This is a genomic window from Streptomyces sp. NPDC005070 (assembly GCF_053600395.1).
On record NZ_JBSFZS010000102.1, the window covers coordinates 1 to 21,494 of the forward strand.

General features: G+C 70.5%; 14 protein-coding genes. 4 read left to right on the forward strand and 10 right to left on the reverse strand.

Annotated features, from left to right (window positions below):
• Positions 1–44: 44 nt before the first annotated feature.
• The gene (locus ACWEBX_RS28230) at positions 45–4,982 is read right to left on the reverse strand and encodes an NAD-glutamate dehydrogenase (protein WP_451887611.1); all 4,938 of its coding nucleotides are present in this window, start codon (positions 4,980–4,982) and stop codon (positions 45–47) included.
• Positions 4,983–5,608: 626 nt separating this feature from the next.
• On the opposite strand from ACWEBX_RS28230, the gene ACWEBX_RS28235 reads away from it, so the two are divergent.
• Positions 5,609–6,175: a DJ-1/PfpI family protein gene (locus tag ACWEBX_RS28235; RefSeq protein WP_355773982.1), complete on the forward strand. Its 567-nt coding sequence runs from the start codon at positions 5,609–5,611 to the stop codon at positions 6,173–6,175.
• Positions 6,176–6,221: 46 nt separating this feature from the next.
• On the opposite strand, the gene ACWEBX_RS28240 is transcribed toward ACWEBX_RS28235, so the two are convergent.
• Both ACWEBX_RS28240 and ACWEBX_RS28245 read right to left on the reverse strand, forming a co-directional pair.
• Positions 6,222–6,887, reverse strand: a complete 666-nt coding sequence (locus ACWEBX_RS28240; RefSeq protein ID WP_451887612.1) for an HAD family hydrolase — start codon at positions 6,885–6,887, stop codon at positions 6,222–6,224.
• A gap of 108 nt (positions 6,888–6,995) precedes the next feature.
• Positions 6,996–7,511 carry a DUF6912 family protein gene (locus ACWEBX_RS28245; protein WP_451887613.1) on the reverse strand — a complete coding sequence of 172 codons (516 nt, stop codon included), beginning with the start codon at positions 7,509–7,511 and terminating at the stop codon, positions 6,996–6,998.
• 346 nt (positions 7,512–7,857) lie between these two features.
• Here ACWEBX_RS28245 and ACWEBX_RS28250 point away from each other — a divergent pair, with 346 nt between their 5' ends.
• Entirely contained in the window at positions 7,858–8,535 is a 678-nt protein-coding gene (locus ACWEBX_RS28250) for an Rv3235 family protein (RefSeq protein ID WP_451887614.1), read from the forward strand.
• Between the two features lie 138 nt (positions 8,536–8,673).
• Here the strand turns inward: ACWEBX_RS28250 and secA are convergent, their stop codons facing one another.
• Positions 8,674–11,520, reverse strand: a complete 2,847-nt coding sequence (secA, locus tag ACWEBX_RS28255; RefSeq protein WP_451887615.1) for a preprotein translocase subunit SecA — start codon at positions 11,518–11,520, stop codon at positions 8,674–8,676.
• A 244-nt stretch (positions 11,521–11,764) separates the two neighbouring features.
• Between secA and ACWEBX_RS28260 the strand changes: the two genes are divergently transcribed.
• Complete coding sequence (locus tag ACWEBX_RS28260) at positions 11,765–12,331, forward strand: GNAT family N-acetyltransferase (protein ID WP_386987503.1); 567 nt, start codon at positions 11,765–11,767, stop codon at positions 12,329–12,331.
• Between the two features lie 155 nt (positions 12,332–12,486).
• Complete coding sequence (locus ACWEBX_RS28265; protein ID WP_451887616.1) at positions 12,487–13,740, forward strand: winged helix-turn-helix domain-containing protein; 1,254 nt, start codon at positions 12,487–12,489, stop codon at positions 13,738–13,740.
• Between the two features lie 48 nt (positions 13,741–13,788).
• On the opposite strand, the gene ACWEBX_RS28270 is transcribed toward ACWEBX_RS28265, so the two are convergent.
• The 6 genes from ACWEBX_RS28270 to mtrA all read right to left on the reverse strand — a co-directional run bounded on the left by ACWEBX_RS28270 (position 13,789) and on the right by mtrA (position 21,491).
• Positions 13,789–14,535, reverse strand: coding sequence for a response regulator (locus ACWEBX_RS28270; protein ID WP_451887617.1), 747 nt, complete (start codon positions 14,533–14,535; stop codon positions 13,789–13,791).
• Between the two features lie 206 nt (positions 14,536–14,741).
• Complete coding sequence (gene hpf / locus ACWEBX_RS28275; protein WP_382790406.1) at positions 14,742–15,434, reverse strand: ribosome hibernation-promoting factor, HPF/YfiA family; 693 nt, start codon at positions 15,432–15,434, stop codon at positions 14,742–14,744.
• A 315-nt stretch (positions 15,435–15,749) separates the two neighbouring features.
• Positions 15,750–16,748, reverse strand: a complete 999-nt coding sequence (locus ACWEBX_RS28280) for a ComF family protein (RefSeq protein ID WP_451887618.1) — start codon at positions 16,746–16,748, stop codon at positions 15,750–15,752.
• A gap of 136 nt (positions 16,749–16,884) precedes the next feature.
• Positions 16,885–18,672, reverse strand: a complete 1,788-nt coding sequence (locus ACWEBX_RS28285; protein ID WP_451887619.1) for an LpqB family beta-propeller domain-containing protein — start codon at positions 18,670–18,672, stop codon at positions 16,885–16,887.
• A 43-nt stretch (positions 18,673–18,715) separates the two neighbouring features.
• Positions 18,716–20,800 carry an MtrAB system histidine kinase MtrB gene (mtrB, locus tag ACWEBX_RS28290; protein ID WP_451887620.1) on the reverse strand — a complete coding sequence of 695 codons (2,085 nt, stop codon included), beginning with the start codon at positions 20,798–20,800 and terminating at the stop codon, positions 18,716–18,718.
• Between the two features lies 1 nt (position 20,801).
• Positions 20,802–21,491 (reverse strand): two-component system response regulator MtrA, encoded by a 690-nt coding sequence (gene mtrA, locus ACWEBX_RS28295; protein ID WP_192582811.1) that lies wholly within the window; start codon positions 21,489–21,491, stop codon positions 20,802–20,804.
• Between the last annotated feature and the right edge of the window lie 3 nt (positions 21,492–21,494).

Sequence of the window (21,494 nt, forward strand, 5' to 3'; positions counted from 1 at the left end):
GCCCGAGCCATGACCGGCTCGGGGCGCCCCCGTTCACGTACCGCTCAGGAATGCGAGCGCAGCAGGGTCCGCATCGTCCGCATCGCCACCGACAGGTTGGCGAGGTCGAACGAGTCCGAGCCCTGGATCTCGTCCAGGGTCGCGCGGGCCCGCCCGAGGATCGCCGCGTTCTTCTCCTGCCAGGCCTCGAAGCGCTGCTCGGGAGTGGAGGTCCCGTTGCCCACCGCCAGGACGTCGGCCGTCAGCGAAGCGTGGGCCGCGTACAGGTCCTCGCGGATCGACGCGCGGGCCATGGACTGCCAGCGGTCGGCGCGCGGCAGCTCGATGATGCGGTCCATGAGCCGGGTGATGCCGAGACGGTCGGCGAGGTCGTAGTAGACCTCGGCGACGGCCATCGGGTCCTGGCCCGTGCGGTCGGCCACCGAGACGATGTCCAGCGCCGGGAAGGCGGAGGAGAACCCGGCCACGCGGGTGGCGAGTTCGTCCGGCACGCCGGCGTCCGACAGCTCGTCGTAGATCTGCTGGTACCACTCCAGGTCCGTACCGCGGACCAGCTTGGGCAGCTCCGACCACACCTGCTCGACGCCGTCGGTGAAGAAACTGATCGTCTCGGCGAGCTGCAGTGGCTGCGGCCGGTTGTTGAGCAGCCAGCGCGTGCCGCGCTCGACGAGCCGGCGCGAGTGCAGCCGGATCCGGGTCTGCACGTCGGCGGCGACGGCGTTGTCGAGCGCCTCCACCGCGTCCCACACCGCGCTGGAGTTGAAGATCGCGCGGGCCGCGGTCTGCGCCCGGACGATCTCCTCCAGCGAGGCACCCGTCTCCTCGCGCAGGCGGTGCAGGAAGCTCGTACCGCCCGTGTTGACCGTGTCGTTGACCAGGACGGTCGTCACGATCTCCCGGCTCAGCGCGTGGCCCTCGATCTGCTCGCGGAACTGGTCGCGCAGTGCCGTCGGGAAGTACGCGAGCAGCAGGTTCTGCAGATACGGGTCGTCGGGCAGCGAGGTGGCGAGCAGCTCGACGGAGACCGTGATCTTCGTGTACGCGAGCAGGACGGCCGTCTCCGGACCGGTCAGACCCTGGCCGGCGTTGAGCCGCTCGCGGATCTGGCGCTCGGTGGGCAGGAACTCCAGGGCCCGGTCGAGATGCCCCTCGCGGACCAGGTGGCGCAGGAAGCGCTGCTGGGCGTGGAGCATGCTCGGGGACTGGGCCAGCGCGTTGGAGATCGCCACGTTCTGCGCGTAGTTGTTGCGCAGCACCAGGGCGCCGACCTCGTCGGTCATCTCGGCGAGCAGCTTGTTGCGCTGCTTGACGGTCAGATCGCCGTTGGCCACCACCGCGTTGAGCAGGATCTTGATGTTCACCTCGTGGTCGGAGGTGTCCACGCCCGCGCTGTTGTCGATGGCGTCCGTGTTGATCCTGCCGCGCTGCTGCGCGAACTCGATCCGGCCGAGCTGGGTCAGACCCAGGTTGCCGCCCTCGCCGACGACCTTGACCCGCAGGTCGGCGCCGTCGACGCGGATCGCGTCGTTCGCCTTGTCGCCGACCTCGGCATGCGACTCGGCGGACGACTTCACATAGGTGCCGATGCCGCCGTTCCACAGCAGGTCGACGGGCGCCTGGAGGATGGCCCGCATCAGGTCGGCCGGCGTCATCTTCACGACGTTCGACTCGATGCCGAGGACCTCGCGGATGTGCGCGTTGACCGGGATGGCCTTGGCGGTGCGCGGGAAGACGCCGCCACCGGCCGAGATCAGCTCGGTGTCGTAGTCGGCCCACGAGGAGCGCGGCAGCTCGAACAGACGGCGGCGCTCGGCGTACGAGGTCTCCGCGTCCGGGGTCGGGTCGATGAAGATGTGCCGGTGGTCGAACGCGGCGACCAGGCGGATGTGCTCGGAGAGCAGCATGCCGTTGCCGAACACGTCACCGGACATGTCGCCGACGCCGACCACGGTGAAGTCCTGCGTCTGGGTGTTGACGCCGAGCTCCCGGAAGTGCCGCTTCACGGACTCCCAGGCACCGCGGGCGGTGATGCCCATCTTCTTGTGGTCGTATCCGGCGGAGCCGCCGGAGGCGAAGGCGTCGCCGAGCCAGAAGTCGTACGACTGGGCGACCTCGTTGGCGATGTCCGAGAACGTCGCCGTGCCCTTGTCGGCCGCGACCACCAGGTAGGTGTCGTCCTCGTCGTGCCGGACGACGTCGGCGGGCGGGACGATCTCGCCGCCCACCATGTTGTCGGTGATGTCGAGGAGCGCGGAGATGAAGGTCCGGTAGCTGCGGATGCCCTCGGCCATCCAGGCGTCGCGGTCCACGGACGGGTCGGGGAGCTGCTTGGCGACGAAGCCGCCCTTGGCGCCGACCGGCACGATGACGGTGTTCTTCACCATCTGCGCCTTGACCAGGCCGAGGATCTCCGTACGGAAGTCCTCCTTCCGGTCGGACCAGCGCAGGCCGCCGCGCGCGACCTTGCCGAAGCGCAGGTGCACGCCCTCGACACGGGGCGAGTACACCCAGATCTCGAACGCCGGGCGCGGCGCCGGAAGGTCCGGGATGGCCGTCGGGTCGAACTTCATGGAGACGTACTCGTGCGGCGTGCCGCCGGCCGTCCGCTGGAAGAAGTTCGTGCGCAGGGTCGCCTTGATCAGGTTCAGGAAGGACCGCAGGATCCGGTCCTCGTCCAGCGAGGCGACCTGGTCGAGGGCCGCGTCCAGTTCCTCGAGCAGCGCGTCGGTCAGCTCGACGCCGGCGCGCTGGCGCTCCGGCGACATCCGCGCCTCGAACAGCGAGACGAGCAGCCGGGTGGTGTGGACGTTGTTGCGGAGGGTGTCCTCCATGTAGTCCTGGCTGAACGTGGAACCGGCCTGGCGCAGGTACTTCGCGTAGGCGCGCAGCACCATCGACTGCCGCCAGGTGAGCCCTGCGCTCAGCACGAGGGCGTTGAAGCCGTCGTTCTCGGCCTGTCCGGTCCAGGTTGCGGCGAACGCCTCCTGGAACCGCTCGCGGCCGTCGTCGCCGAGGTAGTCGCCGTTGCCGTTGAGGGACTTCGGCAGACGCAGCCCGAAGTCGTAGATCCACGCGGTCGTACGGTCCGAGCAGCGCAGCTCGTAGGGCCGCTCGTCGGTGACCTCGACGCCCATGCGGTTCAGGGCCGGCAGGACCGCGGACAGCGAGACCTGCTCGCCGGTGCGGTAGATCTTGAAGCGGCGCTCGCCGGGCGCCGCGCCCACCGGCTCGTACAGGCTGAGCGCGAAGTCCTTGAGCGGTTCCTTGCCGAGCGCCTGGAGGTGGACCAGGTCGGCGACGGCGGAACGCGGGGAGTGGTCGGCCTTGTAGCCCTCGGGGAAGGCGTTGCCGTACCGGCGCAGCAGTTCCGCGGCGCGCTCCTCGCCGCACTCGGCGGTCAGCGCCTCCCCGAAACCGTCGGCCCAGGAGCGGGCGGCCTCGACGAGGCGGGCCTCGATGCGCTCCTTGTCGGAGTCGGAGAGCTGCGGCAGCTCGGTGCCGGGCTCGACCCGGACCACGAAGTGCAGCCGGGACAGGATCGACTCGGTGTTCCAGGCCGTGAAGTCGACGCTGGTGCCGTTGAGCTCTTCCTTGAGGATGTCGATGATCCGCAGGCGCACACCGGTGGTGTAGCGGTCGCGCGGGAGGTAGACGAGGGCCGAGTAGTAGCGGCCGTACTCGTCCTGGCGCAGGTAGAGCCGCAGCCGGCGGCGCTCCTGGAGGTACAGGACGGAGGTGACGATCGCGCGGAGCTCGTCGGCGGGGGTCTGGAACAGCTCGTCGCGCGGGTACGTCTCCAGGATCTGGAGCAGGTCGCGTCCGTCGTGGCTGTTGGGCGAGAACCCGGCACCGCGCAGGACCTCGTCGACCTTGCGGCGGACGACGGGCACCCGGCGCACGGACTCGGTGTACGCGGCGGAGGAGAACAGGCCCAGGAAGCGGCGCTCCCCGATCACCTCGCCGTTCTCGTCGAACTTCTTGACGCCGACGTAGTCCAGGTACGACGGCCGGTGCACGGTGGCACGGCTGTTCGCCTTGGTCAGGACCAGCAGCTTGTGCTCGCGGGCCTTGGCCCGGGCGTCGGCGGGCAGTCGCTCGAAGGACGGGCTGACCGGGTGGCTGTCCTCGCCGTGCTGCGGGTCGGAGCGCAGGATGCCGAGCCCGGTGCCGGGGACGGCGGCCAGCGAGTCGTCGTCGCGGAGCTGGTACTCCCGGTATCCGAGGAAGGTGAAGTGGTCGCCGGAGAGCCAGCGCAGCAGCTCCCGGGCCTCCTCGACCTCCTGGTCGCGCAGATCGTCGGCGGTGGGCTCGGTGGGGAGCTCCTCGGCCATCCGCAGCGCCGCGTCGCGCATCTTCTCCCAGTCCTCGACGGCCTCACGGACGTCGGACAGGACGCGCAGCAGGTCGGCGGTGATCTGCTTCAGGTCGGCGCGGTCGGTCTCCCGGTCGATCTCGACGTGGATCCAGGACTCGACGTGCGCGTCGTGCGGCAGGTCCTCGGCGGAGGGCCGCGTGGGCAGCACCTCGATGAGCTTGCCGGTGAGGTCGCGCCGGACGACGAACTGCGGGTGGATGACGACGTGGATGCCGCGTCCCTGGCGGGACAGCTCGTTGGTCACCGAGTCGACGAGGAAGGGCATGTCGTCCGTGACCACCTCGACGACGGAGTGGCTGGAGGTCCAGCCGTTCTCCTCGACGGTGGGTGTGTGCACGCGCACGTTGGCCGTGCCCTGAGGGCGTGTCTCGGCCAGTCTGTAGTGGGAGAAGGCCGTTCCGAAGACATCGACCGGGTCGCGGTCGGTGAGGTCCTCCGGGGCCGTGTGCAGGTAGTAGCGCTGGAGGAACGCGAGCACGGTGTCCCGGTCGGGGGTGCCCTCGCCCGTCGTCCCAGTCGGTAGGTGCCCCCCGACCGGGCTGTTCTCAGCTACCCGGGCGGCCCTCTCGAGCAGCTCGGCCTTGGCTTCGTCCAGCTTGGTCTGCATTGTCCTCTGGCTCCTGTCGCGCGCCGTTGCGTGACGTTGAAGGAAATACGGTCTCGTCGCTTCCGACGCAACGCCGCGACGCGGGGTGTCCGGTCTGGTTCGACGCTATGCCGCAAGGGGAGACGGGCGGAGGGGTATCGGCCATTCTGGGCCGCCCCGGAGACTGTGACGCCGCTCTCGGCGACGTCCGTTCCCCGGGTGCCGACGACGTACGGATCGCGTTGCCGTGAGCGCTCGCCGCGTTTCCGCTCGCGCACACGGCCGTCGCCGTGATCCCGTCCCGCCCGTGAAGATCAGCGATCGACGCCCGGTCACGGATGTCGTCCGTGCGCTCCGGGCGCGGGGCAGGGGCGACGATGCCCCCGCGAGATATCGCGCTGATCACGCCACCAGGCTATCGCCCCCGACCGGGGGGGCGTCATGAGCCGTATGTGTACAAAACCGGGGGTGGAACTTTGACACTATGCACAGGGACGAAGAGGGCGGCGGCATGCAGTACGAGCCGACTGCGGGCTACCGTCGTCCTACGGACCGTGTTCTGCCCCTTGGCAAGCGCCTCCCCCGGAGGCAGGTTGACGGGGACGGCGAACGCGACGCGCAAGGACGGCCGACGGGAGCGCAGCACCATGGCAGCGAAGATCCTGATTGTCACCGGCGACGCGGCGGAGTCGCTGGAAGTCCTCTACCCCTACCAGCGTCTCCGCGAGGAGGGCTACGAGGTCCACATCGCGGCCCCCACCCGCAAGAAGCTGCAGTTCGTGGTCCACGACTTCGAGCCCGGCTTCGACACCTACACCGAGAAGCCCGGCTACACCTGGCCCGCTGACCTGGCGTTCGCGGAGGTCGACCCCGGCGCGTACGTCGCCCTGGTCATCCCCGGCGGGCGCGCGCCGGAGTACCTCCGCAACGACCTGGAACTCCGCAAGATCCTTAAGTCGTTCTTCGACGCGGACAAGCCGGTGGCCCAGATCTGTCACGGGCCGCTGCTGACCGCGGCCGTGGACAGCCTGAGCGGGCGCCGCGTCACGGCCTATCCCGCGCTGGAACTCGACATGCAGGCGGCCGGTGCGACCTTCCAGGACGCGGAGGCCGTCGTCGACGGAACCCTGGTCTCCGCCCGCGCCTGGCCGGACCACTCCGCCTGGATGCGTGAGTTCCTCAAGGTGCTGCGCTCGAAGGCCCCGGTGAGCTGACGGAGCACGGCGCTCGGGCGGGCTGTACGGGAGGCGGGCACAAGCCTCAGGCCGCCAGTCTGCCGGCCTCCTCGACGGCCTCCTCCAGGCTGTCCACCACGGGAACGCCGGCCTCCTCCAGGCTGACTCGGCTGTGGGAGCCGCCGGTGTAGAGGACGGCCCCGGCACCGACGTGCCGCGCGGCCGTCGCGTCGTCCACCGCGTCGCCGATGACCACCACGCGGGCCGGTTCGACACCGGCGAGCGCGGCGAGGTGGCGCACCATGTGCTCGGCCTTGCTGCCGCCGGAGGGCCCGGTCCGCCCGTCGACCCGGAGGAAGTGCGGCTCGATGCCGAAGCCCCGCACCAGCGGGACCAGCTCCTCGTGCCCGTACATGCTCAGGAGGGACTGGCTGCGGCCCGCCGCCTCCCATCCGGCGAGCAGCGCCGGCACCCCGGCGGTGAGCCCGCACGCCCTGCGGTGCTCGGCGTAGTACCGGTGGAAGGTGTCGTCCATGATCTGCCACTCGGTGTCCGTCGGCAGCCGCCCCATCAGCCGCTCGTAGAACCTCGGCACGGGCACGCAGTACATCGCCCGATACCGCTCCAAGGTGATCGGCTCGAGCCCCAGCTCGCCGAAGGCCGCGTTCGTCGCCCCGATGATCGCGTCATTGTCGTGGAACAGCGTGCCGTTCCAGTCCCACACAATGTGCGCGTTTCCTTGCTTCCCCATACCGAGAAACGTACCCGCCGCCACCGACAACGCGTCATCGTGGGGAGGACCGGACGGGCGGGGACCGGGCGGTTGCTCCCCGAGTGGGACCAGGCCCGGAACCCCGGCCTACTCCCCGAGTCCGACCAGACCCGGGACCTCCTGCGTGGCGAACCACAGCAGCTCGTGGTCCTCGGCCCCGTCCACCACGAACCGGGCGTCGTCGTCGCCCGCGTCCGCCGCGCCGAGCGCCGCCGCGGCCGCGGTCACGTCCTTCTCGGCGTCGTCCGCGTCGACGTGCACGGCGGCCACCTTCGCCAGGGCCACATCCTGGGAGACCCGCACCTCGCCGAGCGCCGCGGGGTCGAGTCCCCGGTCGGGGTCGGCCGCCGCCGCCCGGTCCGGGACGTCGACCGCGACGACGACCCGGCGGCGCACGGCCTCCTGGTCGATGGCCAGCAGCCGCAGCGAGGCCAGTGCGGCGCGGCTCAGCGCCGCGTACTCCAGCTCCTCGATGTCGTCGGAGACGTACCACTCGCGCAGGGCGGGCGTGACGGCGTACGCGGTGAACGGTCCCGTCTGCAGCTCTCCCGTCTTGTACGCCTCGGCGAGACCGGAGAGGGTCAGGGGGACGTAGACGCGCATGGCTGGCCGCTTTCGTAGTCGGGGCTCCGAGGGTCACGCGGTGCGAGCACCCCGGGGAGGGCGGTCCCGCGCCTCCGGGGAGGGCCTTCAGGATACGTGCGGGCGTCCCCTTTCGAGGTCCGGGCCGCACCCCTCGCGGCGTCCACCCCACGCACGCGATTCACCCGGTACTCCCCTTCGCCGCCAACGGTTCCGCGCCTCCGGGCCACCCTGATAGGTGAACTTTCCCGCGGCCGCGGCGCGCGCCCTCCGTCCTTGCGCGGGCCCCTTCCCGGCTCGTACAAGATCCCCGACAGGAACGTTACCGGCGGGTATCGCCGGTCCGGACGACGAGCGGGGACGACCTATGAACAAGGTGATGACGAGGACCAGGCGCCACCCGGGCACCCGTCCGCCCGGCCGTCAGGACTCCCGCCGCCCCGGCGGCGCCCCGCCGCGCACCCCGGGCACGGGCACCCCCGCCAGGCGCCCGGGCGGCACCCCGCCCCAGGACACAAGCCCGTCCCCCACGCCCTCCGCCGACACCCCGCCGCGGGGCGAGGCCGGGACGAGCACTCCGCCGCGCGGTGCGGCCCGGACGAGCGCTCTGCCGCCCGGCGGGGCCCGGACGAGCTCCCTGCCGCCCGGCGAGGCCAGGACGCTCGAGGCGGCTTCCCCCGGAGCGGGGCCCGGACGCCCCGTTCCGGGGCCCCGCCCCACCGACGTCTTCGCCGAGCGGCTGCTGGCCGTGCTGAGCGGTGCCCGCCCCGTCCACTGCATGCTGCGCCACACCGCGGGCCGGGCCTACGACGAACTGGTCCGGCTCGCCGAGCGCGGTCCGCTGCGCACGCGCGGCGCCCGCCCCGTCGTCCGGGACATCGGCTACTACGTCGCCCGCCCGGACGCCGTCGAGGCCTTCGCCCGCATCGGCGCCGGTGACCAGCTCCGCGCCATGGCCTTCCGGCTGGAACAGGGCCCCGACCTCCGCTGGCGCTGCACGGCGATCGAACTCGGCGGCCCCCGCACACGCCACCCCCACGACTGAACGAAGCCCGGCCCACCGCCCCGGAGAAGCCCGGCCCACCGCCCCGGACACGGGAAGGGGCCGGACACCTGGTGTCCGGCCCCTTCCCGTGTCATCCGGTCGCGTGCGGCGGCACTGCCCGCCGCAGGCGACCCTCACTCACTTCTTGCGGCGGCGCACGCCACCCTTCTGCGCCTTGCGGCGCTCCGCGCGCGTGAGGCCGTCCGCCTCGGACCGCACGGGCTCGTCGCTGGCGAAGTCACCCTCGACGATGCCGCCCTCGCCGTCCACGGTCGGCGCGGAGAAGTGCAGCCGGTCCGGCCGCTGCGGGGCGTCGAGGCCCTTGGCGCGGATCTCGGGACGCCCGGCGCCCGCACCGGCGGGGACCGCCTCCCGCTTGGCCAGGGACGGCGCGGAGTCCTGGACCGGGACCTCCTCGACCTGCTGCTCGACCTGGACCTCCAGGTTGAACAGGTAGCCGACGGACTCCTCCTTGATGCCGTCCATCATGGCGCCGAACATGTCGAAGCCCTCGCGCTGGTACTCGACCAGCGGGTCCTTCTGGGCCATCGCGCGCAGGCCGATGCCCTCCTGGAGATAGTCCATCTCGTAGAGGTGCTCACGCCACTTGCGGTCCAGGACCGACAGCACGACCCGGCGCTCCAGCTCACGCATGATCTCGGAGCCGAGCTGCTCCTCGCGGGCCGCGTACTGGTCGTGGATGTCGTCCTTGATGGACTCGGAGATGAACTCGGCGGTCAGACCGGAACGGTCGCCGGCCTCCTCCTCCATCTCGTCGACGGTGACCTTCACCGGGTAGAGCTGCTTGAAGGCGCCCCACAGCCGGTCGAGGTCCCACTCCTCGGCGAAGCCCTCGGCGGTCTCGGCGGCGATGTAGGCGTCGATGGTGTCGTCCATGAAGTGCTGGATCTGCTCCTGCAGGTCCTCGCCCTCCAGGACGCGGCGGCGCTCGCCGTAGATGACCTCGCGCTGCCGGTTGAGCACCTCGTCGTACTTCAGGACGTTCTTGCGGGTCTCGAAGTTCTGCTGCTCGACCTGCGACTGCGCGGACGCGATGGCGCGGGTGACCATCTTGTTCTCGATCGGCACGTCGTCCGGCACGTTCGCCATCGACATGACGCGCTCGACCATCTGCGCCTTGAACAGACGCATCAGGTCGTCGCCCAGGGAGAGGTAGAAGCGGGACTCGCCCGGGTCGCCCTGACGGCCGGAACGACCGCGCAGCTGGTTGTCGATACGCCGCGACTCGTGGCGCTCCGTACCGAGGACGTAGAGCCCACCGAGGCTCTTGACCTCCTCGAACTCCGCCTTGACCGACCGCTCGGCCTTCTCCATGGCGGCGGGCAGGGCGTGCGCCCATTCCTCGATGTGCTCCTCGGGGTCGAGGCCGCGCTGGCGCAGCTCCGCCTCGGCGAGGTCGTCCGGGTTGCCGCCGAGCTTGATGTCCGTGCCGCGGCCCGCCATGTTGGTGGCGACGGTGACGGCGCCCTTGCGGCCGGCCTGCGCGATGATCGGCGCCTCCCGGTCGTGCTGCTTGGCGTTCAGCACCTCGTGCTGGACACCGCGCTTGGAGAGCTGCTGCGAGAGGTACTCGGACTTCTCGACCGACGTCGTACCGACGAGGATCGGCTGGCCCTTCTCGTGCTTCTCGACGATGTCGTCGACGACCGCCTCGAACTTCGCGACCTCGGTGCGGTAGATCAGGTCGGACTGGTCCTTGCGGACCATCGGCCGGTTGGTCGGGATCGGGACGACGCCGAGCTTGTAGATCTGGTGGAACTCGGCGGCCTCGGTCATCGCCGTACCGGTCATGCCGGAGAGACCGGGCACTTCCTTGCCGTCGTGGTCGTGGCGCTTGTAGAGGCGGAAGAAGTTCTGAAGGGTGATCGTGGCGAGCGTCTGGTTCTCGTCCTTGATGTCCACCCCTTCCTTCGCCTCGATCGCCTGGTGCATGCCCTCGTTGTAGCGGCGGCCGGCGAGGATACGGCCGGTGTGCTCGTCGACGATCATGACTTCGCCGTCGATGACGACGTAGTCCTTGTCCAGCTTGAACAGTTCCTTGGCCTTGATGGCGTTGTTCAGGTAACCGACGAGCGGGGTGTTCACCGACTCGTAGAGGTTGTCGATGCCCAGCCAGTCCTCGACCTTGGCGACGCCGGGCTCATGGATGGCGACGGTGCGCTTCTTCTCGTCGACCTCGTAGTCGCCGGTCTCCTCGATGCCCTTCAGGGGGTTGCCGGGCTCGCCCTTCTTCAGGCGGGTGACCAGCTTGGCGAAGTCGCCGTACCACTTGGTGGCCTGGTCGGCCGGGCCTGAGATGATCAGCGGCGTACGGGCCTCGTCGACGAGGATCGAGTCGACCTCGTCCACGATCGCGAAGTTGTGGCCGCGCTGGACGAGTTCGTCCTGGGACCACGCCATGTTGTCGCGCAGGTAGTCGAAGCCGAACTCGTTGTTCGTGCCGTACGTGATGTCGCACGCGTACTGCTCGCGGCGCTGGGCCGGAGTCATGTTGGCGAGGATGCAGCCGACCTCGAGGCCGAGGAACTTGTGGACGCGGCCCATCATCTCGGAGTCGCGCTCGGCCAGGTAGTCGTTGACCGTGATGAGGTGGACGCCGTCTCCGGAGAGGGCGTTCAGATATGCGGGCAGGGTGCCGACGAGGGTCTTGCCCTCACCGGTCTTCATCTCCGCGACATAGCCGAGGTGGAGCGCGGCGCCACCCATGATCTGCACGTCGTAGTGACGCTGGCCGAGGGCGCGCTTAGCCCCTTCACGGACGGTCGCGAAAGCCTCGGGCATCAGGTCGTCGAGGGTCTCGCCGTCGGCGTACCGCTGCTTGTACTCATCGGTGAGGGCCCTCAGCTCGGCGTCGGAGAGGTCGACGAAGTCCTCTTCGATGGAGTTGACCTGGTCCGCGATGCGGTGCAGTTTGCGCAGGATCTTGCCTTCGCCTGCACGCATGATCTTCGAGAGGACGGACACGGGGGTTTGTCTCCTTGCCGGTCGGGCCTGGGACGGTCGGTTTCAATAACGGTTTCAAATCACAGCTTGAGCAACGGCCATCGTAAGCGAGGACCACACCGCACCGGGAGGTCTGCCGGTGACAGCCACCAGGACAACGGACAGGGGTCGCCGAAGGTGCCGCGTTCACTCAGCGAAAAGTAGCGAACCGGTCACCCAGGGCAAAGGAATGGCATCCTTCCGGTTGCCCGAGCAGAATCGCCCGATGGACCCCGTCACGCTGACCACCGACCGTCTCGTCCTGCGCGCCGTGGGTGTGGACGACACCGACGCCGTCTTCGAGGCCGCACAGGATCCCGACATCCAGCGCTGGACGACCATCCCGTCCCCCTATCTGCGCGAGCACGCTTCGGGCTTCACGGACCAGATCGTGCCCGAGGGCTGGGCGGACGGCTCGGCCTTCGCCTTCGGGGTCTTCCTCCCCGCCGGGGAACTGGTCGGGATGCTCTCCATCACCATGCGCTCCCTGGGCGTCGGCGAAGTGGGGTACTGGGCGACCAAGGAGCACCGCGGCAACGGCTACATCGCCGAAGCCACCGTCGCCGCCTCCCGCTGGGCCTTCACCGACCTGTCCGTCGACCGTGTCGAATGGCGCGCCGAGGTCGGCAACGCCGGATCCCGCGCGGTCGCCGAACGCGCCGGCTTCACCATCGAGGGGACCCTGCGCTCCGCCCTCAACAACAAGGGCGTACGCAGGGACTGCTGGGTGGGTTCGCTGCTCCCGTCGGACCTGGGTCTGCCGTCGACGGCGCCGTACCTGCCGGGCAGGTGAGCGCCGCGTCGGCTCCCGGCGCGCGAGCGTGCGCCGGCCGGCGGCCGGCGGACCCGGCTGCCGCCCGCGCGACCCGCACCCGGGTCCCGCCCCGGCGCCGCCGCGGTCCGTCCGTGAGCGCCCCGGTTGTCAGTGGCACCGCCTAACGTGTGGGCATGACGAGTCTCCCGCGTCCCACCACCGAACTCTCCGCGGACGAAGCCCGGCGTATCGCTCTGCGGGCGCAGGGTTTCCTGGGCGCGCCGGACCGCCGGGCGGGCGTCCGCGGAGTCCTGCGGCACCTCGGCGCGGTGCAGCTCGACACGATCTCCGTCCTCGCCCGTTCCCACGAACTGATTCCGTACGCCCGGCTCGGCGCCGTCGGCCGCAAGACCGTGGAGCAGGCGTACTGGACGTCCGCGCCGTCCGGCGGGACACCCCCGGCACCGCACGCCTTCGAGTACTGGTCCCACGCGGCCTGCATCCTGCCCGTGGAGGAGTGGCCGCACTTCGCGTTCCGCCGCCGCGCCTACCGCGCCCGGCCGCACTGGAACCACGACCTGCCCGACGGCGCCTACGACCAGGTCGTCAAGCAGCTCCGCGCCGAAGGCCCGCTGACGGCCACGGACTTGGGCGGGGCGAAGAAGACCAGCGAGTGGTGGGACTGGTCGGGCACGAAGGTGGCCGTCGAACGCGCCCTGATGTACGGCGAGGTGGTGTGCGTGGAGCGGCGCGGCTGGAAGCGGGTCTACGACCTCGCGGAGCGGGCCGTCCCGAAGGCCCTGCTGCACGACGAGCTGGACGACAGGGAGTGTCTGCGCCGTCTGGTGCGCCTGGCCGGACAGTCCCTCGGCGTCGGCACACGGGCGGACATCGCCGACTACCACCGCCTCAAGCTGGAGCAGGTCGACGCGGTGATCGCGGACTCGGGTCTGGTCGCGGTGACGGTGGAGGGCTGGGGCAGGACCGCGGCCGGCAGGGGCGGTGCCGGCAGCGCGGGCGCGAGACCGGCCGGAAGCGCGTGGGCGGACCCCGCGGCGCTGGAGACGGTCCCGCGCGGCCGTCACCGCACGACGCTCCTGTCGCCGTTCGACTCCCTCATCTGGGAGCGGGCGCGGACGGAGCGGATCTTCGATTTCACGCATCGCCTGGAGGCGTACACGCCCAAGCCGAAGCGGGTCCACGGCTACTTCGCGATGCCGGTCCTCGCCGGCGGCCGGCTCGTCGGCCGGGTCGACCCGGCGCGGGAGGGCCGCACGCTGGTCGCCCGGCAGGTCACCCTGGACGGCGCCAAGGCGGTCCCGGCAGTGGCCCAGGCCCTGGCGGAGGCCGCGGACTGGGTGGACTGCACAGCGGTACGGGTCGAGCGGGTGGACGCCCCGGATCTGCGCGAACCGCTGACCGCGGAGCTCGGGCGCATCCTGGGGTGACGCCCGGCGGAGTCGTCGGACGGCGTCCGGTGACGCCCGGGGTGACGCCTAGCGGATCTCGAGGATCTTCTCCCGCATCGCGTAGACCACGGCCTCCATCCTGGAGTGCAGTTGGAGCTTCTCCAGGATGTTGCGCACGTGGTTCTTCACGGTGTTCTCGGAGATGAACAGCTCCTTGGCGATGTCCCGGTTGTTCATCCCCGTGGCCACCAGCTTGAGGACCTCCAGCTCGCGGTCGGTGAGCCGCGGCGCGGGCACCAGCCGGCGCTCGTCCGTGCGCTGGATCATCGACTTGAACTCGGTGAGGAGCTTCGACGCCATCGACGGACTGATCTGCGACTGCCCGTCGGCGACCGCGCGGATGGCCGTGGCCACCTCGTCCGTGGAGATCTCCTTGAGGAGATAGCCGGTCGCCCCCGCCTTGATCGCGTCGTAGAGGTCGGCCTCCTCGTCGCTGATCGTCAGCATGATGATCTTCGCGCTGGGGGCCACCTCCTTGATGGAGGTGCACGCCTCGATACCGCCGCGCTTGGGCATCCGTACGTCCATCAGCACGATGTCGGGCAGCAGGTCGGCGGCCTTGTCGACCGCCTCCGCCCCGTCCCCCGCCTCACCGACGACCTGGATGTCCTCCTCGGCCGCGAGCACGATCTCCAGACCGCGGCGGAAGAGGGCGTGGTCGTCGACGACGAGAACCCTGATGGGCTCCGCGCGTGAAGAACTCCCGTCCGGGCCGGAGGCGGCGACTCCGTCTCCGGTGTCGCCGGCACGCATCGGTCCGAAGCTGTCCGCCATCGTTCCTCCCCCTGAAGGCCGTGGCCTGTGTTTCCGTGGCATCGCCAACCCAAGGCAACGACCCACCGGTTGGGCCGGTGCGGCCATGATTCCACGTCCGGACGGCGGCGGGGTGACGGAGCGGGGCGTGAAGTGGTCGCACACCGGTGCCCCTGGGGGCGCACTCGCGCCCCCAGGGGCACCGGCTCATCCGTCGCAGGGGACGGTCAGCCGCCGAGCGCGCCACCCGGAGCGTCCGCCCCGCCCTGGGTGACCATCGGGTCCGTGCTGAGGTGGATGACCCCGTAGTCGTACGCGTGGCGCCGGTAGACGACGCTGGGCTCCTTCGTCTCGGAGTCGACGAAGAGGTAGAAGTCGTGCCCGACCAGCTCCATTTCGTAGAGCGCCTGGTCGAGCGTCATCGGTGCGGCCACGTGGGTCTTCTCCCGGACGACACAGGGGCCTTCCCCCATGATCTCGAGAGAGCCGATCTTCTTGGTGGGCACGGCGTCCGGCTCCTCGTCGTGGACGACGTCACCGCTGCCGTTCAGGGTCGCGGCCCCCGGGACGACGTCGGCGACCTCGGCCGCCGAGATCCTGCCGTTGCCACGGCGGGTGTAGCGCTTGTCGTGCTGCTTGCGCAGCCGGGCCTCGAGCTTGTCCGCGGCCAGGTCGAGTGCTGCATACGCGTCGCTTGCCGCTGCCTCCGCCCGGATCACCGGCCCGCGGGAGTGGAGCGTGATCTCCACCCGGTCACTGCGGTCGGCCTGTCGGGGGTTGGGCTCCTTGGACACCTCGACGTCGAGGCTGATCACCTTGCCATCGAGCTTCTGGATCTTCTCCAGCTTCAGCTTCTCGGCCACGTGCTTGCGGAACCGCTCGGGCACCTCGGTCTTGCGGCCCTTGACGACGATGTCCACGCAGAACTCCGTTCCCGGATAGCCCCGCTCCACTGGCGGAGCATCTCCCTTTTGCACCAGGCTCCGGTGAGCCCCGGAACCTCGGACTCGGTGACTTTCACCTCCTCCTCCCCCAAGGACAAGATCTCCACCCCACCGATGCGGGTGATTGCCGGAAAGTCACGCTTCGGCACTCGGATGCGCGAGGCACGGCCTGCGCCATTGCCTCACAACCGAACATATCTCGCCCGGACGGATGTCGTCACCCTCTACTGATACGTACCTCCGTTCAGGTGAATTGACCCTCTCGTTACCTGCAACGATGCGAGTTCTCGGTCAGTTCCGGTTTATTTCGAAGGCGTCCGGCGGTGCCGCGATCACGGCCGAGCAGACCATGTCTCCGATCTTCCCTTCGGCCTGCTCCCTACCCCTGATTCGCCCGTACACCTCCGCCCGTACCGTCCTCTCACCCGTCCATCCCAGCGCCCGCACACCCGACTGCGCCGTCCGCACCGCCCGAGCCGCCTCCACCAGCGACGCCCCCGTCGTCATCAGGTCGTCCACCAGCACGACCCGCCCGCCCCCGGCCAGCAGCCGTTCGCCCCCGGCGACGACCTCCAGGGCGCCGGCCACATTCGCCGCCCGCTGACGGGAGTTCAGCCCCGACTGGTCGGCCACGGCCCGCCGCTGCCGCAGCACACCGAGCACCCGGGCCGGTGTTCCGGTGCGCCGCAGCTCCCGCGCCGCCGCGAGCGCGATCCGCCGCACCGGATCATGACCCCGCGCCCGGACCGCCCACCGCGCCGACGGCACAGGCACCAGCAGCACGGGCCCGTACCCCGCCCCGGCCTCCCGGACCGGCACACCGCCGGTGCCTGCCCCGGCCTCCTGTACCCGCGCACCACCGCCACAGCCCGGCCCGGCCCGCTCTCCCCGTGCGTCCCCCCTCCTGGACTCCAGCTCTCCCCACACATCCCCCTTCCCGAACCCCTGTCGTCCCTGCGGAGCCACGAGCCGCCCTCCCGGACCAGGACGTCCCGCAGGCCCCAGACCTGCCCGCACAGCCCCCGCCAGGGCCGCGCCCAGGGGTGCCGCCAGCGCCAGCGCACCCCGTTCCTTGTGGGCGAGGAGCATGGCCCGCACCTCGTCCCCGTAGGGAGCCGCCGCGTGCACCACGGACAGCCCCGCCGGCTCGGGCACCGGTCGCACCCGGCACGGTGCGGCCCCCGTCAGGGCGGCACGGCACTCAGGACAGAGCACCGTGCGAGGCGTCCCGCAGCCTCCGCACTCGGCCGGCAGCACCAGATCCGTGAGATCCCGCCACCACCCCCGCATGGCCACCACTGTGCCAACGCCCGGCCCGCTCGACCACCCCTGTGGAAAACCGCGGAGAACCGCCTGTGGACGGCTCCCGAAACGAACGGTGGGCCCGCCCGGAAACCGGACGAGCCCACCTGAGACGCACACGGCGCTACCCCGGATAGACCGGCGCCGTCCCGTCCTGGACCACCTTCTGCCACTGCTCGCCCGCCGACAGCCGCACGATCCCGTCCGCCTCCGAGTGCGCCACCAGCGGCAACTGCTCGTCCTCCGACGCGGCGATCTCCTTGACGTTCGCCAGCACGGAGGGCGAGGTGCCCAGCGGGGTGGAACCGTCGACCTGGACGTACTGCATCTGCTGGACGCCGCCCTTCTCACTGCCGACCACCACGAGGCGGCTGTCCCCGGCCCAGGACATGGCCGTGACCTCCTCGAGCTGGGGCGCGACGGAACGCGGTTCGACGATGAACGCGCCGTCGGGCTCACCGGCATCGGACCGCTCGACGCGGCCGATCTGCAGCGAGCTCTTGCCGTCCTTCTCAACGATCAGCGCGACGCGCACACCGTCGGCGGCCACCCGCACCGCCTCGATGCGCCCGTCGAGCTCCGGCGTCTGCACGACGACGGGCTCGCCCGCGCCCTTGCGCAGCAGAAGCAGCCTGGGTTTCTTCGGGTCGCGGTCGGCCACCCACAGATCGCCGTGCGCGTCCCAGCTCGGCGTCGTCAGCCGGTCGTCGGCCGTCCTGCCCTGGCTGCGCACCACCGGCTCGGCGAGCGAACCGCCCGGCACCAGCGACCCGACATACAGGTTCCGGCCGTCGGCCGACACCCCGGCGGCGGTGTCCTCGTCCCGCGACACCGCGGCCGCCCGCAGCTTCTTGCCGCCCTCGCCCAGCGCACCGGGCACCGGCTCGGGCTTCTTGTCGCGGTTGCCGCCCGGCATCCGTACGAGCCGCTGCTCGTGATCGATGAAGTACTGGTACTCCGGGTGCTCGCCCGTTCCGTGCGAGGCGACGCTCTCGGCCCTGGCCTTGGTCAGCACGCAGAGCTGCGAGCCGTTCGACCGCTGGAGCTCCACCTCGTCGACGCCGGTGGGGGTCAGATCCCGGAGGGTGAGGAGGATCTGGGCCGCCATCTCCCGGCACTTGGCGCTTCCGATCCGGTCGGCCCTCTTGTTGAGCGGCACCGTGACGCTGTTGCGGTCGTCGGGCGACAGCGACACGTCACTGTTCTTCAGTTCCGTGCCCGAGGGGAAACTCGACCTGACCACCGGGTCCAGCCAGTTCGTGGGCCCCTTCAGCAGGGCGCGCACGATCTGTGTCATCGGGTCCACCTGCGCGCGCACGTAGACCGGGTCGGCGACGGTCCCCAGGGGGCGGTCGGGCCCGGAGGTCCCGTTCGACGCGTAGTAGTACTTGTTGACGGACACATAGTTGCGCTGGAAGTCCGACGTGCCCATCACGACGCCCTGCGGCAGGCCGTCGATACGCCACTGCTTGTTCTTGAGCTTGGTCAGATGGACCGATCCGCTGTACTGGCCGGAGTCCGGCCCGTACGCGTGCCGGGCGTCCACGGTGGCGACCTTGGTGCCGTTCAGCCGGAACAGGACGTCGCGGCTGCCCTCCTTGGTCCCCGAGGGCGCTCCCACCGGCTCCGGCGCGCCCGCGAGGACCGTCGTCGAACGGTAGGGATCCCACGTCTTGCGCGCGCTGTCGGTGAGGTACTTGCCGGCCGTCTCGTACTTGGCGTCGTCGCTGGTCAGCGCCTCCAGGAAGCCCTGGACGATCTCCGCCGCCGAGGCGCCGGGATGCGGCGGCATGGCGTAGACGCGGACCTGCGAGTCCTGGCGCGGGGTGGACTCCACCCCGCGCAGATCCCCGCTGTCCGGCATCGAGGCGCACCCCGCCAGCAGCAGGACGCCACAACCGGCGTACACCATGACGCTCACCGAACGGCGTCCGCGGACGCCGTTCCCCCCTCGGTCAGCGCCCACGAAATGCCTCCCCATGTCCGAGCTCCTCCGGCGTCTCGCCGTCCCGCCCCCGCTCCTGCGCGGTGCGTTCCCGGCCGGTGCCGGATGTCTTCTCCTGGCGCCGCAGCGCTCCGGCGGGCCGGGGCACCACGCGGGCACCGTTGCCCGGCAGCGCCGTCGGATCGGCCGTGGGCGAGGCCCCGGCCAGCCGGGGGGCGATGGCCCCGCGCGGCGCTATCGGATCCGCGGCGGACCCGGCCTGCTGTACGGGAACCGTGGCGCGCTTCGTCGCGCCGCCGTGCGGCAGCCCGGCGTCGTCGAGTCCGCGGTTGCGCCGGGAGTCCTTGGGTTCCAGGGGTATCGGTGATCCCCTGAGCGGCTCGTCGGCCGTGCGCGGCAGGGTCAGCCGGAACTGCGAACCGCCGCCCGGCTCGCCCCAGGCCTGCAGCCAGCCGCCGTGCAGCCGTGCGTCCTCCAGGGCGATGGACAGGCCGAGACCCGTGCCGCCGGTGGTACGCGCGCGTGCCGGGTCGGCCCGCCAGAAGCGGCTGAACACGCGGGTCGCCTCGCCGGGCTTGAGCCCGACCCCGTAGTCGCGGACCGCGATCGCGACCGCTCCGCCCGCAGCGGCGAGCTTGACGACGACGTCCTTGCCCTCACCGTGCTCCACGGCGTTGACGACGAGGTTGCGCAGCACCCGCTCGACACGCCGGGCGTCCGCCTCGGCGATCAGCGGCTGCTGGTCGCCGACGACACGTATGAGCGTGCCCTTGCGCTCGGCGAGCGGTTCGGCCCCGCCGACCACCCGTCGTACGACCTCCCTGAGGTCGATCGCGTCGGCCTCCAGCGCGGCCGCGCCCGCGTCGAACCGGCTGATCTCCAGCAGGTCGGCGAGCAGCGTCTCGAAGCGGTCCAACTGGTCGGCGAGCAGTTCGGCCGACCGCGCGGTCACCGGGTCGAAGTCCACGCGCGCGTCGTGGATGACGTCGGCGGCCATCCGCACGGTGGTCAGAGGTGTGCGCAGTTCGTGCGACACGTCGGACACGAACCGGCGCTGCATGCGCGACAGGTCCTCGAGCTGCTGGATCTTGAGCTGGAGGTTCTGCGCCATCTTGTTGAAGGCTTCGCCCAGACGCGCGATGTCGTCCTCGCCGGTGACCTTCATACGTTCCTGGAGGCGCCCGGCGGAGAGCCGCTCGGCGATCCCTGCCGCCATCCGCACCGGTGTGACGACCTGGCGCACCACGAGCCATGCGATGGCCCCGAGGAGCACCACGACGAACAGTCCGGCCGTCGCGAGGGTGCCCTTGACCAGGCTCAGCGACTTCTCCTCCTGCGTCAGCGGGAAGAGGTAGTAGAGCTGGTAAGCGTCCCCGTTGGGGTCGCTGACCTGCTTGCCGATGACCAGTGCCGGCTGGGACTCCTTGCCGTCCTTGTAGACGACACGGGTGTAGCTCTGCGCCGCCGAGGTGCCCTTGTCCAGCCGGGTGCGCAGGTTCTCGGGGATGCTCACCGTCGAGTCGACGGCGCCCGAGGACCGCGGTGCGAGGCCCCCGCTGCCGTCGCCCGAAGCGGTGGAGTTGAGCGTCACCACGTCGAACGCGCCCTGCCCACCGCTGGACAGGGACACGACGAGGTCGGTCATCCACGCGCTGACGTTCCTCGACGTCCGGCCGCCCGCGGCCGAACGGTCGTCGCCGTTGGCCGTCACCGCCGAGTCCGCCTGCTGCTTGGCCACCGCGAAACCGCCGGTGGCCTGGCTCTGCGAGGCCCTCACCTTGGCGTCCAGCAGACCGTTGCGGACTTGCCCGATCACGACGAAGCCGAGCAGCAGCACGACGCCCATCGACATCAGCAGCGTCGTCGCGACGATCTTGAGCTGGATGTTGCGCCGCCACAGCCGCATCACGGGCAGCAGCGGACGGCGCACCCAGCGTATGAGCAGCCGGAGAACCGGACTGCCCTGGACTCCGCCCTGGAGCAGTCCTCCTTCGAAGAACCGCTCCCAGCGGGAGCCCTTCATTTTCCGGCCGACAGGCCGCCCCGAACGATCCCCCAGCTCAGCGGACGCCGAAGCGGCACTGTCCCATGACATGTCAGCTCGGTCCTGCCTTGTATCCGACGCCTCGGACGGTCACTACGATCTCCGGGCGCTCCGGGTCCTTCTCGACCTTGGAGCGCAGTCGCTGGACGTGCACGTTGACCAGACGGGTGTCCGCCGCGTGCCGGTAGCCCCACACCTGCTCCAGGAGGACCTCACGCGTGAACACCTGCCAGGGCTTACGCGCCAGAGCGACCAGCAGGTCGAACTCCAGCGGCGTCAGCGCGATCGACATGCCTTCCCGTTTCACAGAGTGACCGGCGACGTCGATGACGAGATCGCCGATCGAGAGCTGCTCGGGTGCCGGTTCCTCCGAACGGCGCAGCCGCGCCCTGATCCGCGCCACCAGCTCCTTTGGCTTGAACGGCTTCACGATGTAGTCGTCGGCGCCCGACTCGAGGCCGACCACGACATCGACGGTGTCGCTCTTCGCCGTGAGCATCACGATCGGTACCCCGGACTCCGCCCTGATCAGGCGGCACACCTCGATGCCGTCCCGTCCGGGCAGCATCAGGTCCAGGAGCACCAGGTCGGGCTTGGCGTCGCGGAAGGCGGCCAGCGCCTTGTCGCCGTCGGCTACGAAAGACGGCTCAAAACCTTCACCACGCAACACGATGCCGAGCATCTCGGCCAGTGCGGTGTCGTCATCGACGACAAGGACTCGTCCCTTCATAAACGACATCATCCC

Bases quoted from the DNA above. Each gene is read 5' to 3' on its own strand.
- ACWEBX_RS28230 (WP_451887611.1), bottom strand. From the start codon at position 4,982: ATGCAGACCAAGCTGGACGAAGCCAAGGCCGAGCTGCTCGAGAGGGCC.
- ACWEBX_RS28235 (WP_355773982.1), top strand. From the start codon at position 5,609: ATGGCAGCGAAGATCCTGATTGTCACCGGCGACGCGGCGGAGTCGCTG.
- ACWEBX_RS28240 (WP_451887612.1), bottom strand. From the start codon at position 6,887: ATGGGGAAGCAAGGAAACGCGCACATTGTGTGGGACTGGAACGGCACG.
- ACWEBX_RS28245 (WP_451887613.1), bottom strand. From the start codon at position 7,511: ATGCGCGTCTACGTCCCCCTGACCCTCTCCGGTCTCGCCGAGGCGTAC.
- ACWEBX_RS28250 (WP_451887614.1), top strand. From the start codon at position 7,858: ATGAACAAGGTGATGACGAGGACCAGGCGCCACCCGGGCACCCGTCCG.
- ACWEBX_RS28260 (WP_386987503.1), top strand. From the start codon at position 11,765: ATGGACCCCGTCACGCTGACCACCGACCGTCTCGTCCTGCGCGCCGTG.
- ACWEBX_RS28265 (WP_451887616.1), top strand. From the start codon at position 12,487: ATGACGAGTCTCCCGCGTCCCACCACCGAACTCTCCGCGGACGAAGCC.
- ACWEBX_RS28270 (WP_451887617.1), bottom strand. From the start codon at position 14,535: ATGGCGGACAGCTTCGGACCGATGCGTGCCGGCGACACCGGAGACGGA.
- ACWEBX_RS28280 (WP_451887618.1), bottom strand. From the start codon at position 16,748: ATGCGGGGGTGGTGGCGGGATCTCACGGATCTGGTGCTGCCGGCCGAG.
- ACWEBX_RS28285 (WP_451887619.1), bottom strand. From the start codon at position 18,672: ATGGTGTACGCCGGTTGTGGCGTCCTGCTGCTGGCGGGGTGCGCCTCG.
- mtrB (WP_451887620.1), bottom strand. From the start codon at position 20,800: ATGTCATGGGACAGTGCCGCTTCGGCGTCCGCTGAGCTGGGGGATCGT.
- mtrA (WP_192582811.1), bottom strand. From the start codon at position 21,491: ATGATGTCGTTTATGAAGGGACGAGTCCTTGTCGTCGATGACGACACC.